Below are 14421 nucleotides of genomic sequence, written 5' to 3' on the forward strand. Positions count from 1 at the left end.
AGCCGCACCCGGGGCCGGACCCGGGGCCGCCGGGCCGCCGTGGTCCGGCGGGCTCGGTGGTCGGTCGAGCCGCCGTGGTCCCCCGGGCTCGGCGACAGGCCGGTGGGTGTGGTCCTACGGACGCGGCCGGCGGCTGATTCGCGCGATCTGTGGTCCCTGCGGTCTGCGGTCCCACCGGCCCAACCGCCACACACCGGGCCAGGACCGAGCGCAACGGCTCAGGCACCCCGCCCAGCACCGGCGGTGTGTGGGCGGTGTCGTACGCGGCCGCGTACGAGCTCTCCGCGTCGAACGGCCCGTACCCGCACGCGGCGAACGTCAGCGCGGCGGCCGGTGAGAACACGTCCGAGGGCACGCGTCGACGCCAACTGCTCGGGGGACATGTACGGCGGAGTGCCCAGGACACGCCCCGTCGCGGTCATCGTCCGGTTGGCCGCGACCCGGGAGATGCCGAAGCCGATGACCCGCGGCCCGTCCGATGGTCCGCGCCCCCACGGTGAGGCTGAGCAGGACGGCCACCAGCAGGGCGACGACGGCCGCCGCCGTCGCGAGCGCGCGTCGGGACAGGCGAGGTTCGGCGGCGGCTGACATCGGACCCAATCCAGTGCGCGGAGAAACGGGCAAAGGGAGGTAAGGCTTGGCTAAGTCTAAGCAGTGCCACATCGGCCGGTCCGGTGCCTCGGCACAATGGCTTCATGCACTCAAACGCCCCGACGGTCGGCTTCGACCTCGATATGACGCTGATCGACTCCCGGCCCGGAATCAAGGCCGCCTTCCTCGCCCTGTCCGCCGAGACCGGCTTCGCCATAGACGCCGACCTGGCCATCAGCCGGCTCGGTCCGCCGCTCGAGGACGAGCTTGCCCACTGGTTTCCGGCCGACATGATCGCGACGACCGCCGACCGGTACCGCGCGATGTACCCGGACCACGCGATCACCCCGTCGACCGCGCTCCTGGGTGCCCGCGAGGCCGTCGAGGCGGTGCGGGCCCTCGGCGGACGCGCGCTCGTCGTCACGGCCAAGTACGGGCCGAACGCGAAGCTGCACCTCGCGCACCTGGGCATCGAGCCGGACGTGCTGATCGGCGGGCTCTGGGCCGAGGGCAAGGGGGAGGCGCTCCTGGAGCACGGCGCGCACATCTACGTCGGTGACCACACCGGGGACGTGCGCGGGGCACGCGTCGCGAACGCCCTGTCGGTCGGAGTCACCACAGGGCCGTGCGACGCGGACGAACTGCGGGCGGCCGGCGCCGACGTGATCCTGCCAAATCTCAGTGCGTTCCCCGACTGGCTGCGGGCCTTCGCCGGACGCTCCTGACGGCTCCGGTCAGCGGGTGGCGGCGCGCTTCGGGGAGCTCTTCCACGCCGAGCGCACCACCCCCGCCGCGGCGATGAGGAAGCCCACTCCCATCAACATGCACACCGCATAAGCGACGGACGGGAACGGATCGGTACCCAGGAACAGCGGGGCCACAGTGACCAAAGTGGCCAGTGCGCCGATGAAGAAGACGATCGCACCGACCTGGACGAGCCGGTCGCCTGCGCCGGAAGGAGTAGTAGTCACCCGGCCAGGGTAGTTCCCACCTCGGCGGAACCCATCGGCGACGCCTTGTCTCCGGCCCCTGGGCCACTAGCCTTGAGCACGGCGGGTCGTGGAGACCCGCTGTACTGCTATCCGGAGCCGTTTCCGCGGCTCCGCCACACACCGACGAGTACGAGGACGAGGACAGACGTGCCCACGGGTAAGGTCAAATGGTTCAATTCGGAAAAGGGCTTCGGCTTTCTTTCGCGCGACGACGGCGCCGACGTCTTCGTCCACTCGTCCGTACTCCCGGCCGGCGTCGATGCCCTCAAGCCCGGCCAGCGCGTCGAATTCGGTGTGGTCGCGGGCCAGCGCGGTGACCAGGCCCTCTCCGTGGTGATCCTCGACCCGACCCCGTCCGTCGCCGCGGCGCAGCGCCGCAAGCCGGACGAGCTGGCGTCCATCGTGCAGGACCTGACGACCCTTCTGGAGAACATCACGCCGATGCTGGAGCGGGGCCGCTACCCCGACAAGGCCTCGGGCGCGAAGATCGCGGGCCTGCTGAGGGCGGTCGCCGACCAGCTCGACGTCTGAGCCGGCCGGGACGGCGCGGACCCGGCGCGCGGTCCTGCCGCCGCCGGGCGCCCTCCGCCGGAGGGCGCCGCCCGTGCTCCTCGCGCAGTGCCGCTCGTACGGTCAGCGGGCGGCGAAGGACAGGGCGTCCGGGCCCAGCGGCGGTACGAGCCCTTCGGCAGCCGCCCGCGTCAGCAGGCCGCGGATAGCCGCGTAGCCGTTCTCGCCGAGGTCGGCGGTGAATTCGTTGACGTAGAGCCCGATGTGCTGGTCGGCCACGGCCGGGTCCATCTCCTGGGCGTGCTCCAGGACGTACGGCCGTGACTGCTCCGGGTCGTCCCAGGCCATCCGTACCGACGTGCGGACCGAGTCGGCCAGTTCCTGCAGCGTCCGCTCGCCCAGTGACCGCTTGGCGATGATCGCGCCGAGCGGGATCGGCAGTCCGGTGGTCGATTCCCAGTGCTCGCCCATGTCGGCGAGGCTGTGGAGGCCGTAGTTCCGATACGTGAAACGGGCCTCGTGGATCACGAGCCCGGCGTCCACCCGGCCGTCGCGCACCGCGGGCATGATCTCGTCGAACGGCAGGACGACGATCTTGCCCACGCCGTCCGGCACGACCTCGGCCGCCCACAGCCGGAACAGCAGATAGGCGGTGGAGCGCTCGCTCGGCACGGCGACGGTCTTCCCCGTCAGGTCGGTGCCCGGCTCCTTCGTGAGGACGAGCGGCCCGCAGCCCCGCCCCAGTGCACCGCCGCACGGCAGCAGGGCGTACTCGTCGAGCACCCAGGGCAGGACGGCGTACGAGACCTTCAGCACGTCGAGCTCGCCGCGTTCCGCCATGCCGTTGGTGAGGTCGATGTCGGCGAAGGTGACATCGAGGGCGGGCGCGCCGGGGACCCGTCCGTGCGCCCAGGCGTCGAAGACGAAGGTGTCGTTCGGGCACGGCGAGAAGGCGATGCGCAGCTTCGCACCCGGTGCGGCGGCGGAGTCAGTCACGGTTTCGGTCATGTCGGTCATGGTGGGTCCAACCTTCTACTACGGCCGCGGTCTTCCCGAACGCCTCGGTGAGCACGGCCAGGGCCTCGCCGATGCGCCAGGCGTCCCGGTCGCGCGGGCCCACGGTGTTCGAGACGGCCCGGATCTCCAGCACCGGCACGCCGAGCCGTGCCGCCGCCTCGGCGACGCCGAAGCCCTCCATGGCCTCCGCGACCGCTCCGGGGTGCGCGGCCAGCAGCGCGGCGGTGCGGGCTGCGCTGCCGGTCACGGTGGAGACGGTGAGCACGGGGCCCGGCACGGCGCCGGTGGCCGCCACCACGTCCCGGACGAGGGCGGCGGGCGGCAGGAACGAGTCCCTGCCGAAGCCGAGACCGGTGACGGGCACGAAGCCTTCCGGGGTCTCGGCACCCAGGTCGGCGGCGACGATGTCCGTCGCGACGACGAGGGAGCAGACGGGTGCGGCGGGGGAGAAGCCGCCGCCGATACCGGCCGAGACGACGAGGCCGTACGGCTCGGAGGCGGGTGCGGCGGCCAGGGCGAAGGCTGCGGCGGCCGCTGCGGCGGCCGGACCCGCGCCGCCCGCGAGGACGTCGAACGGACCGGCGTGGTGCACCTCGGCGCCAGGCACCTCACGTACCCGTGCCGGACCCCCGAACGCGCGCGTGACCGCGTCCCGTTCAACAGGGACGGCGGTCACGACAAGCACCCGCACAGCGGTGGTCCTTCAGAGGTTCAGGGGATCAGGAGGTCTTCTTGAGCTCGAAGTGCCAGACGCCCGTGAGCTTCTGTCCCTTCGTCTCGACGATGCTGATCTGCGTCTTGGACGCGGTCTCCTCGCCGGTCTGGCTGGCGAAGAAGGCGCTGCCCGGGATGGAGCGGTAGGTCTTCTTGTACGGCTCCTGCTCGGCCTGTTGGCCGTTGATGAACAGGGTCCAGCCGTTCTCCGCGACCTCGGGGTCGACGCCGAAGCGGACCTTGTCGTCCATCGCGACCTTGACGGACTTCTCCGCCTTCTTGTTGAGGCAGCCCTGGATCTCGGACTCCTTGAGAGCATTGCCGTCGTTGTAGCAGGCGGCCTCGGTGCTCACCGAGTTGTCGCCGACCGTCACGGTGGCGAGCGGCGTCGGCTTGTCGCAGGCGGACAGGACAAGGAGTCCCGCGGACACGGCACCAAGAGCGACGCCGATTCGACGGCCCTTACCGGAGAAGAACGCAACGGTCATGCGCCGAAGGTTATCGGTCGTCACCGCTCACGCCACGCGGGGGTGCGGTGAGCCGCGCCGCGCGGCGCCCAGGAGGCCCCGTACGGAGGCGGCTGCGCCGAGGGCGAGGATGCCGGCGGCGACGGACATACCGAGTACTCCGTTGAGTGGGAGGGCGATACCGATGGCGCCGCCGACCACCCAGGACATCTGGAGCACGGTCTCGGACCGGGCGAAGGCCGAGGTCCGCACCTCCTCCGGCACGTCCCGCTGGATCATGGCGTCCAGCGACAGCTTCGACAGGGCCTGGGTGAATCCGGCGACCGCGCCCAGCACGGCGACCATCAGGGTGCTGAAGAACACGGCGGCGAGCACCGCGACACCCAGGGCGAGCCCCAGCACCGTCGCGACGATCACCTCGGGGCCGCGGGCCCTGAGCCAGGATCCCACCGCCGTACCGCAGGCGTTGCCGACCCCTGCCGCGACACCCACGATGCCGAGCGACACGGCGGCGCTCTGCCCGGAGAGCGGGTGCTCACGCAGCAGGAACGCGAGGAAGAAGATCAGGAAGCCGGAGAGCGCGCGGTGCGAGGCGTTCGCCTGGAGGCCGTGCAGCACGGACGGCCCGACGGACCGCAGCCCCGGCGGCTTCTCCCGGGCGTCCTTCTTCCCGTTCTTCGTCCCGTCCTTTTTCCGGCCGTCCCGGGTGCTGCCCGGGCGTGGCGCCGGGGTGGCCTCCTCGCCGTGCGGGACGACCAGGCGGGCCTTGCGCTCGCCCTTCGCGGAGTCGACCTTGTGCGGCAGGGTGAAGGCGAGGACGGTCCCGCCGAGGAAGATCACACAGGCGCCGTAGAGCGGCCAGGGCGATCCGATCATCTGGAGCCCGGCCCCGATCGGGGCCGCCACGCCCGTCGCCAGCAGACCGGCCAGGGTGACCCGGGAATTGGCCTTCACCAAGGAGAAGCGTGGTGGCAGGAGGCGGGGTACGACGGCGCTTCTCACGACCCCGTACGCCTTGGAGGACACCAGGACACCCAGCGCCGCCGGATACAGCTCCAGGCCGCCCGTCGCGACCGCCCCCGACATGGTGATCGCGAGCACCGCCCGGGCGAACATGGCGCCGGCCATCGCGGCGCGACGGCCGTGCGGCAGCCGGTCCAGGAGCGGGCCGATCACCGGCGCGAGGAGGGTGAAGGGGGCCATCGTGACGGCGAGGTACAGGGCGACGCGCCCACGCGCCTCGTCCGTCGGCACGGAGAAGAACACCGTGGACGCGAGCGCCACGGTGATCATGACGTCACCCGCCCCGTTGACCGCGTGCAGCTCGATCAGCTTGCCGAGGCCGGACTCGCCGGCCCCGTGGGCGTGGGTCGCCTTCCGGATCCCCTTCGCGGTGCCCGTGAACGGGGTCCGCAGGGCATGGCCCATCGCCCGGCCCCCTCTGCGGAGCGGGCCGGACCCGTCGGACGACCTGGCGGCAGCCACGTGGTCATAGTGCCCCACACCCTGCCGTCACGAACCATGATCGGGCCGGGGCGCGGCGACGGATCCCCACACGGGTGGGTGACCGAATGGGCCGTCCGGTGGCTTACGGACGTGGGGTCCCGGCGGGTGGATCAGGGGGTGCGCACACCGGATTCGCCCCTCTCCGTGCCTGCTCAGCTGTGGATCCGGCACTGTTCCGGTCCTGTTTGGGGCGGGCAGGTGGGCGCGGGGCGGCAGAGAGGGTAGCGTGCACTCACGCGCCACCGGCGGTTGTTCTTGGCCGCGCGCCTCTCCGCGATCCCGCAGAATGGGGGGCAGAAGGCGCGCCCGAGGCAGGCACAACGGGTGTGGACGTCGACGCGGCCCCCAGGTCCGCTCCGCCCACACCTGTCATGGCTGAAATCGGACACCGATGGGCTGCTGGCGCGCTCGTGAGACGGCGTATGGAGAGAAGCGAGACCTGTGAGTGCTGCGACGACGCGAAGCCGTACGGCCCGTACCCCCGCCCCTGACCGTCTGTGTGCCGAGGCGGTAGACCTCGCCCGCGAGGCGGCCGAGGAGGCCGCCTGGCCCGGAGTGGTCGGTGAACACGTGGCGCTGGTCTCCGAGGGGGACCGGGTCGTCACGCACTACTTCGAGTGCAAGGAGCCCGGTTACCGGGGCTGGCGCTGGGCGGTGACGGTCGCCAGGGCCTCCCGCGCCAAGAACGTCACCCTTGACGAAACGGTGCTGCTGCCGGGCTCCGACGCGCTCCTCGCCCCCGAGTGGGTGCCGTGGAGCGAGCGGCTGCGGCCCGGCGACATGGGTCCCGGCGACCTGCTGCCCACCGAGGCGGAGGACCCGCGCCTGGAGCCCGGCTACACGGGCGAGGACGAGCCCCTGCCGAACTCTCCGGTCTCCGAGGTGTCCCAGGAGCTGGCGGCCCTCGTCGACGCGGAGGACGCGGAGCTGACGATCCGGCCCGCGGGGACGACCCGTGGCTCGATCGCCTCGGTCGCGGAGGAGCTCGGCACGCGGCGGGCACGGGTGCTGTCCCGGTACGGGCTGCGGCTGGCGGCGGACCGGTGGGACGAGGAGTTCGGCGCGAAGACGCCCATGGCGCAGGCCGCGCCCGCGTCCTGCGTGACCTGTGCGTTCCTGGTGCCGATGGCGGGGTCGCTGAAGCAGGCCTTCGGGGTGTGCGCGAACGAGTTCGCGCCGGCGGACGGTCGGGTGGTCTCGCTCTCCTACGGCTGCGGGGGGCACTCCGAGGCCGCGGTGATGCCGAAGCCGGTCCAGCCGGCGCCGCACGCGCTGGACACGTTGCAGGTGGACGACTATCCGTTGCGTCCTGCGGACTCCGGCTCGGTGCCGGCGCAGGCGGACGGGCCGACGGAGGATCTGGGCCACTCCTGACGCTCCTGTCCGCTGCGGGGTCCGGGCTTGCGGTGCCCGGACGTCGCCCGGCCCGGGGCGCCCCGGGGACGGCTTCGTCCTCGATCGCCGAACGGGCTCGATTCGGCCCTGTGCGGGTGGTGTGTCCTCAGCGCGCGGTGTGGTCCTGGCCTGCTCCGGTGACGGCTTCGTCCTAGTCGCCGGACGGCTCGATCTGGCCTGACCAGGGCCGAATCCAGCCTGTCCGGCGTTTGAGGACGCAACCCTTGTGCCGGTTCGGGCGGCCGGGCGCGAGGGGTGAGCCGGGGCGTCCGGTGCGCGCGGGGCACAGGCTGCCCATGGCGGCGGCCCCGCTCGCGGTACCTTCGGGCGCACACTGGGCGTCACGGGTCACCGGAAGAGCGGAGTTACGAGCGTGAGCATGAATGCGACCGAGGGGGCCGATCCGTTCGGGACGGCACGGCTGCGGCGCGGCGTGCTCGACGCCTGGGGCGCCGGTCCTGCCCGTTTCCGTGAGGACGCCAACGCCGAGGAGGACCTCGTCCTCGGCGGCTACCGGGACAGGCTCGTCGTCGAGCTGGCCCAGAACGCCGCCGACGCCGCCGCCCGCGCGGGCGTCCCCGGCCGGCTCCGCCTCACCCTGCACGCGGCGGGCGACGGCCCGGCCGTCCTCGCCGCCGCGAACACCGGCGCCCCCCTCGACGCGACCGGCGTCGAGTCGCTGAGCACGCTCCGGGCCTCCGCCAAGCGTGAGGGCCACGAGTCGTCCGTCGGCCGTTTCGGCGTCGGTTTCGCCGCCGTGCTCGCGGTCAGCGACGAGCCGGCCGTCATCGGCCGGCACGGCGGCGTCCGCTGGTCCCTCGCGGAGGCCCGCGACCTCGCCCGGCAGGCCGCCGTGGGCAGTCCCGGCCTCGGGGACGAGCTCCGCCGCCGCGACGGCCACGTACCGCTGCTCCGGCTCCCGCTGCCCGCCGAGGGCACCGCGCCCGACGGGTACGACACCGTCGTCGTCCTGCCGCTCCGCGACGGCGTGGCCGAGGACCTCGTCGGGCGGCTGCTGGCCGGAGTCGACGACGCGCTCCTGCTGACCCTCACCGGCCTCGACGAGATCGTCATCGAAGCCCCGGACGGCGTGAGGACGTTGCACCGTTCGCAGCACGGCCCGTACACGCACGTCGACGACTCCACGCACGGTCTCCACCGCTGGCGCACGGTCGCCCGGCACGGATCCGTCGAGCCCTCCCTGCTGGCCGACCGGCCCGTCGAGGAGCGGCTGCGGCCCTACTGGTCGGTCACGTGGGCCGTGCCCGTCGGCGAGGACGGGGCGCCCGAGAGCCCCCGTACCGCCCCCGTCGTGCACGCGCCGACGCCCACCGACGAGCCCCTCGGCGTCCCCGCGCTGCTCATCGTCTCGCTGCCGCTCGACACGACCCGCCGGCATCCCGCGCCGGGCCCGCTGACCGATTTCCTGGTGCAGCGCGCGGCCGACGCGTACGCGGAACTGCTCGCCGGGTGGGAGCCCGTGTCGATCACCACGATCGCGCTGGTGCCCGGCCCGCTCGGAAAGGGGCAGCTCGACGGCGCGCTGCGGGCCGCGATCCTGGAACGGTTGCCCCGGATCGCGTTCCTGGAACCCGCCGCGCCCCGGGACCCGGCCGCCGAGCCCGCGTGGGAGGACTGGGAGGATGCCGGAGCGGGTGCGCCCCGTCAGGCGACGACCGCGCTGCGGCCCATCGAGGCCGAGGTCGTCGAGGGCGTGGGTGCCGAGACCGTACGGGTCCTCGCCGAGGTCCTGCCCTGCCTGCTGCCGGCGGGTCTGGAGCGCCGTGTCGAGCTCCGTACGCTCGGCGTGGCCCGCGTCCCGCTGACCGAGGCCATCGACCGCCTGGCGGGTCTGGAGCGGGCCGCGGACTGGTGGCGGCGGCTCTACGACAGCCTGTCCGGCGTCGACCCCGACCGGCTCTCCGGCCTGCCGGTGCCGCTCGCCGGGGACGGTGCGGCGGACGACGCGCCCCGTACGGCCATCGGCCCCCGGCAGGTCCTCCTGCCGCTGCCCGACGCGGTGACCGGCCCGGTCCTCACCCGGCTGGCCCGGCTCGGGCTGAAGGTGGCCCACCCGGACGCCGCCCATCCGCTGCTGGAGAAGCTGGGCGCCCTGCCCGCCACCCCCCGCGCCGTCCTGACGACCCCGCAGGTACGGGCCGCCGTCGCGGGCTCGCTGGACGCGGGCGAGATCTGGGACGAGGACGCCCTGGACGGGGACGAGCTCGTCGAGACCGTTCTCACGCTCGTACGGGACGCGGACCTCGAACCCGGTGAGGAGCCCTGGCTGGGTGCCCTGGCCCTGCCCGACGAGGACGGCGAACCCGCGCCCGCGGGCGAACTCGTGCTGCCCGGCAGCCCCTTCGCCCAGGTCATGCGTGAGGGCGAACTCGCCCTGTGCGACGGGGAACTGGCCGAACGCTGGGGTGAGCAGCCGCTGACCGCCTGCGGGGTGCTGGCCACCTTCGCCCTCGTACGGGCCACGGACGTCGTCCTGGATCCGGACGAACTGGAGCCCCGTGACACCGACTTTGCCGAGCCGGACGACGCCGGGCTGCTGGACGCCGTCGACGTGTGGTGCGAGGACGTCCTGGACCAGCTGCCCGACACGCCGGTGCCGCCCGTCGCCACGGAGCTCGTCGCCGTGCGTGACCTGGACCTCGTCGACGACGACGCCTGGCCGCAGGCCCTCGCGATGCTGGCCCGTCCGCCGCTGCGCGACGCGCTGACCCAGCCGGTGCGCGTCCTGCTGCCGGACGGTACGACGCAGTCGGTGCGCCCCTACACCGCGTGGTGGCTGCGCGACCACCCCGTGCTCGACGGCCGCCGCCCGGCGGGCCTGCGCGCGGAGGGTGGCGACCCGCGTCTCGCGGGGCTGTACGACTCCGTGGACGCGACGGGCTTCGACGACGCCCAGGTGCTGCGTGCGCTGGGCGTACGGACGTCGGTGGCCGCGCTCCTGGACGAGCCCGGCGGTGCGGCCGAGCTGCTGGGCCGGCTCGCGGACGAGGACCGTCCCGTCGGCCCCGTACAGCTGCACTCGCTCTACACGGCCCTCGCGGAGCTGGATCCCGAACAGGTCACGCTGCCGGACGAGTTGCGGGCCGTCGTCGACGACGAGGTGCGGGTGGTCGACGCGTCCGACGCCGTGATCGCCGACGCGCCGGACGTGCTGCCCCTGACCGCAGGGCTCCCGCTGCTGCCGGTGGCCCCGGCCCGTGCGGCCGAGCTCGCGGAGCTGCTCCAGGTGCGGCGGCTCGGCGAGAGCATCGACGCGGAGGTGACGACGGAGGGCGAGGAGCACCAGGTGCCCGAGTCGGTGCGGATCCTGCTCGGGGCGGGGACCCCGGACGCCTACGTCGAGCACGGCGAGCTGCGGGCCGGTGGGGTGGAGCTGGACTGGCGCCGCACCCCGGACGGGGTGGTCCACGCGTCCACGCTGGAGGGTGTGGCGGCCGGTCTCGCGTGGGCGGCCGGTCAGTGGCCGCGCCGCTTCGAGGTGGCCGCGCTGCTGGAGGACCCGTCGCGTACGGAGGAGCTGGCCAGGGACCGCTGGTTCGACTGAGCCGTGTGATCTTCACAGGAAAGTCGTTTTGTCGTACAACCATTCACATGTGAGACGCGTCTGGTTCTGCGAGTCACCAGACTCGCAGACCACATGGGGACCGTCGGCCTCACGACGTGCCACGGGCCCCCTTCTCCACTGGGGAACACATGCGTATTCGTGCCACTGTTGCCGTTGTCTCCGGCGCCCTGGCTCTGTCCGCTTTCGGCGTCCCGGCCGCGACGGCCGACGACGGCCGCACCTGGGCACCTGACTTCGGGCTCTCCGCCCCGGAGCAGTCCAACGGGCGCATGGCCGCCCGTTCGGTCACCGCCGACGACGACCTCAAGATCACCAAGGCTGTCGTGAACGGCGGCAAGGCCATCGTGGTGGGCACCACCGCCCCCAAGAAGGTCACCGTCGCCATCACGGCCACGGACGACTCGGGCATCGCCGACGCCGGCACCATGCTGTGGATCGGCAGCGACCTGGAGTCCGAGGACAGCTTCGGTTTCGTGCAGAACGAGGACGCCGCCACGTGCAAGGCGGTCAACGCCACGACGTCGACCTGCACGCTCACGGTCACCATCGACCCGGCATGGCTGATCAACTCCGACGCGACCAGCTGGAAGGTCGCCGCCGCGGCGCTCAGCAACGACGGCCAGATCGTCCAGAACGACGCCTTCGCCACGACGAGGCTCCAGCGCCTCTCCAAGGTGACGGTCAACGCCGCCCCGGAGCCCGTCAAGAAGGGCCAGACCATCACGGTCACCGGCAAGCTCTCGCGCGCCAACTGGGAGACCGGCACGTACAAGGGCTACGCCACCCAGGCCGTCAAGCTCCAGTTCCGCAAGAAGACCAGCACCGCCTACACCACCGTCAAGACCATCAAGTCGAGCAGCACCGGCGCGCTGAAGACCACCGTCAAGGCGTCCGTGGACGGCTACTGGCGCTACAGCTTCGCCGGTACGTCCACCACCCCGACCGTCACGGCCGCGGGTGACTTCGTCGACGTGAAGTAGTCGAACGGCAACACCTTCACGACTACGTGGGGAAGCGGCGGCCGACCAGCCTCCAGGTCATTTCGAGGACGGCCGCCGCGACCGCCGCGATCCCCACCGCGGCCCACGGCATCGTCGTCCCCACCAGCTTCAGCGCGAAGAAGTCCTGGAGCCAGGGCACGGCCAGCACGATCAGGAACCCCAGGCCCATCGCCGCCACCAGAGCGACCCGCCACCAGGTGTACGGGCGGGCGATGATCGCCAGGACCCACATCGAGACCAGGAACAGCGTGAGTGTCGCCGCGCTGGTCTCGGCGTCCAGCGCCCCCGTACCCGCGTAGTGGTGCCGGGCCACCAGGTACGTGGTGAAGGTGGCCACCGCCGCGATGACCCCCGACGGGACCGCGTACCGCATGACGCGGCGTACGAAGTGGGGTCGCGCGCGCTCCGTGTTGGGCGCCAGAGCCAGGAAGAACGCGGGTACGCCGATCGTCAGCGTGGAGAGCAGCGTCAGGTGGCGCGGCAGGAACGGGTACTCCACCTGGAAGCAGACCACCAGGATCGCCAGCAGCACCGAGTAGACGGTCTTCGTCAGGAACAGCGTGGCGACCCGGGTGATGTTGCCGATGACCCTGCGGCCCTCCGCGACGACCGACGGCAGTGTCGCGAAGCTGTTGTTCAGCAGCACGATCTGGGCCACGGCGCGCGTCGCCTCGGAGCCCGAGCCCATCGAGACCCCGATGTCGGCGTCCTTGAGCGCGAGCACGTCGTTGACGCCGTCGCCCGTCATGGCGACCGTGTGGCCCCGTGACTGGAGGGCCGCGACCATGTCCCGCTTCTGCTGCGGGGTGACCCGGCCGAAGACCGCGTTCCGCTCGATGGCCGTCGCCATGTCGTCACGGTCGGCGGGCAGCCGGCGGGCGTCCAGGGTGTGCTCGGCGCCCGGCAGGCCCAGCTTCCGGGCGACCGCGCCGACGGAGACGGCGTTGTCGCCGGAGATCACCTTCGCGGCGACGTTCTGGTCGGCGAAGTAGGCCAGGGTCTCCCCGGCGTCCGGCCGCAGCCGTTGCTCCAGGACGACCAGCGCGGCGGGCCGGGCCCCCGTGGCGGCTTCCGGGGCGTCCAGCCCGCCCGGCACCCGGGCCAGGAGCAGGACCCGCAGCCCCTGTTCGTTGAGGTGCGTGGTCTCGGTGAGGGCCGGGTCGTCGGGCGGCAGCAGTACGTCGGGGGCGCCGAGCAGCCAGGCGGACGCATCGCCGTTGTCCTCGGTGAATTCGGCACCGCTGTACTTGCGGGCCGAGGAGAACGGCATCGCCTGGGTGACGCCCCAGGCCTCGCGGCTCGGCGGGCAGGCGTCGATGATGGCCTGGAGGCTGGCGTTGGGCCGCGGGTCGGACGCGCCGATGGCCCCCAGGACACGGTGGACGTACGCCTCGTCGGAGCCGTTCAGCGGCCGGACCTCGGTGACGTCCATACCGCCCTCGGTGAGGGTGCCGGTCTTGTCCAGGCAGACGATGTCCACCCGGGCCAGGCCCTCGATGGCGGGCAGTTCCTGCACCAGGCACTGCTTGCGGCCGAGCCGGATGACGCCGATCGCGAAGGCGACCGAGGTGAGCAGGACCAGGCCCTCGGGGATCATCGGGACGATGCCGCCCACGGTGCGGGCGACCGAGTCCTTGAAGTCGTTGTCCTTGACGACGAGCTGGCTGATGATCAGCCCGATCGCGGTCGGCACCATCATCCACGTCACGTACTTGAGGATGGTGCTGATGCCGCTGCGCAGCTCGGACTGCACGAGTGTGAAGCGGGACGCCTCCTCGGCGAGCTGCGCGGCGTACGCCTCGCGGCCGACCTTGGTGGCGGTGAACGCCCCGCCGCCGGCCACGACGAAGCTGCCGGACATCACCGGGTCGCCGGGCCGCTTGATCACGGGGTCGGCCTCGCCGGTCAGGAGCGACTCGTCGATCTCCAGGCTGTCGGCCTCGGCGACCACCCCGTCGACGACGGCCTTGTCCCCGGGGCCGAGCTCGACCAGGTCGCCCAGGACGATCTCGGAGACGGAGACCTCGCCGGAGACCCCGTCGCGGCGGACCGTGGGCTTCGCCTCGCCGATGACGGCGAGGCTGTCCAGGGTCTTCTTGGCGCGCCACTCCTGGACGATACCGATGCCGGTGTTGGCGATGATCACGAAGCCGAAGAGGCTGTCCTGGATCGGCGCGACGAACAGCATGATCACCCAGAGCACGCCGATGATCAGGTTGAAGCGGGTGAGGACGTTCGCGCGGACGATCTCGGTGACGGAGCGGGACGACCGTACCGGTACGTCGTTGACCTCGCCGCGCGCGACCCGTTCGGCGACCTCGGCGGTGCTCAGGCCCGCGGGTGGTGCGGGCGGAGGGGCGGGGAGTCCGGGGTCCGGCTGCTCACCGAAGGAGTCGAGTGCCCGCTGCGTCATGGGGACGACGGTACGGGCGGAAGCGGCGATTCACCCGCCGGAAGGCCGAAGATCCGACCGGGGGAGGAGCGGAATGGTCCCGTGGTCGTACGTGAGCACCCCTACGTGCCCGGCACCGCCCTGCGTGCCGGGCGTCGGGCCTGTGCCGGGCGTCAGCCCTGTGTGTGCGCCCGCATCGGTCCTGTGCCGCCCGCGTCAGCCCTGTGCGCCGGCGTCCCCCGCATCGGTC

Annotated in this window: 12 protein-coding genes; 6 read left to right on the top strand and 6 right to left on the bottom strand. The window is 72.5% G+C overall.

The features are described 5' to 3' along the window. The first annotated feature begins 333 nt into the window (after nucleotides 1-333). Nucleotides 334-588 (top strand): hypothetical protein, encoded by a 255-nt coding sequence (locus tag OG524_RS20780; RefSeq protein ID WP_405811484.1) that lies wholly within the window; start codon nucleotides 334-336, stop codon nucleotides 586-588. Nucleotides 589-695: 107 nt separating this feature from the next. Continuing rightward, on the top strand, nucleotides 696-1316 hold the full coding sequence (locus OG524_RS20785; RefSeq protein ID WP_405389348.1) for an HAD family hydrolase: 621 nt from the start codon (nucleotides 696-698) through the stop codon (nucleotides 1314-1316). 9 nt (nucleotides 1317-1325) lie between these two features. On the opposite strand, the gene OG524_RS20790 is transcribed toward OG524_RS20785, so the two are convergent. After that, nucleotides 1326-1562, bottom strand: a complete 237-nt coding sequence (locus OG524_RS20790) for a hypothetical protein (RefSeq protein ID WP_384497615.1) — start codon at nucleotides 1560-1562, stop codon at nucleotides 1326-1328. Between the two features lie 168 nt (nucleotides 1563-1730). On the opposite strand from OG524_RS20790, the gene OG524_RS20795 reads away from it, so the two are divergent. Next, nucleotides 1731-2114, top strand: coding sequence for a cold-shock protein (locus OG524_RS20795; RefSeq protein WP_056797121.1), 384 nt, complete (start codon nucleotides 1731-1733; stop codon nucleotides 2112-2114). Between the two features lie 102 nt (nucleotides 2115-2216). Here the strand turns inward: OG524_RS20795 and OG524_RS20800 are convergent, their stop codons facing one another. The 4 genes from OG524_RS20800 to OG524_RS20815 are packed head-to-tail and all read right to left on the bottom strand — an operon-like array spanning nucleotide 2217 to nucleotide 5776. Further along, on the bottom strand, nucleotides 2217-3110 hold the full coding sequence (locus OG524_RS20800) for a 1,4-dihydroxy-6-naphthoate synthase (RefSeq protein ID WP_405389347.1): 894 nt from the start codon (nucleotides 3108-3110) through the stop codon (nucleotides 2217-2219). Beyond that, on the bottom strand, nucleotides 3082-3801 hold the full coding sequence (locus OG524_RS20805; RefSeq protein ID WP_405389346.1) for a futalosine hydrolase: 720 nt from the start codon (nucleotides 3799-3801) through the stop codon (nucleotides 3082-3084). Before OG524_RS20805 ends, OG524_RS20800 begins: the two co-directional genes overlap by 29 nt. Nucleotides 3802-3829: 28 nt before the next feature. Further along, entirely contained in the window at nucleotides 3830-4312 is a 483-nt protein-coding gene (locus OG524_RS20810; RefSeq protein ID WP_405389345.1) for a DUF2771 domain-containing protein, read from the bottom strand. Nucleotides 4313-4339: 27 nt separating this feature from the next. Then, nucleotides 4340-5776 carry an MFS transporter gene (locus tag OG524_RS20815; protein ID WP_405389344.1) on the bottom strand — a complete coding sequence of 479 codons (1437 nt, stop codon included), beginning with the start codon at nucleotides 5774-5776 and terminating at the stop codon, nucleotides 4340-4342. A gap of 462 nt (nucleotides 5777-6238) precedes the next feature. On the opposite strand from OG524_RS20815, the gene OG524_RS20820 reads away from it, so the two are divergent. From OG524_RS20820 to OG524_RS20830, 3 genes are all read left to right on the top strand, one after another. Continuing rightward, nucleotides 6239-7171, top strand: a complete 933-nt coding sequence (locus OG524_RS20820) for a DUF3027 domain-containing protein (RefSeq protein WP_405389343.1) — start codon at nucleotides 6239-6241, stop codon at nucleotides 7169-7171. A 400-nt stretch (nucleotides 7172-7571) separates the two neighbouring features. After that, nucleotides 7572-10757, top strand: a complete 3186-nt coding sequence (locus tag OG524_RS20825) for a sacsin N-terminal ATP-binding-like domain-containing protein (protein WP_405389342.1) — start codon at nucleotides 7572-7574, stop codon at nucleotides 10755-10757. Between the two features lie 149 nt (nucleotides 10758-10906). After that, nucleotides 10907-11758: a DUF5707 domain-containing protein gene (locus tag OG524_RS20830; protein ID WP_405389341.1), complete on the top strand. Its 852-nt coding sequence runs from the start codon at nucleotides 10907-10909 to the stop codon at nucleotides 11756-11758. A gap of 22 nt (nucleotides 11759-11780) precedes the next feature. On the opposite strand, the gene OG524_RS20835 is transcribed toward OG524_RS20830, so the two are convergent. After that, nucleotides 11781-14192 carry an HAD-IC family P-type ATPase gene (locus OG524_RS20835; protein ID WP_405389340.1) on the bottom strand — a complete coding sequence of 804 codons (2412 nt, stop codon included), beginning with the start codon at nucleotides 14190-14192 and terminating at the stop codon, nucleotides 11781-11783. Nucleotides 14193-14421 lie beyond the last annotated feature (229 nt).

Origin of the sequence: Streptomyces sp. NBC_01520 (assembly GCF_045040375.1) — a bacterium.
In the GTDB taxonomy this organism is placed as follows: Bacteria; Actinomycetota; Actinomycetes; order Streptomycetales; family Streptomycetaceae; genus Streptomyces.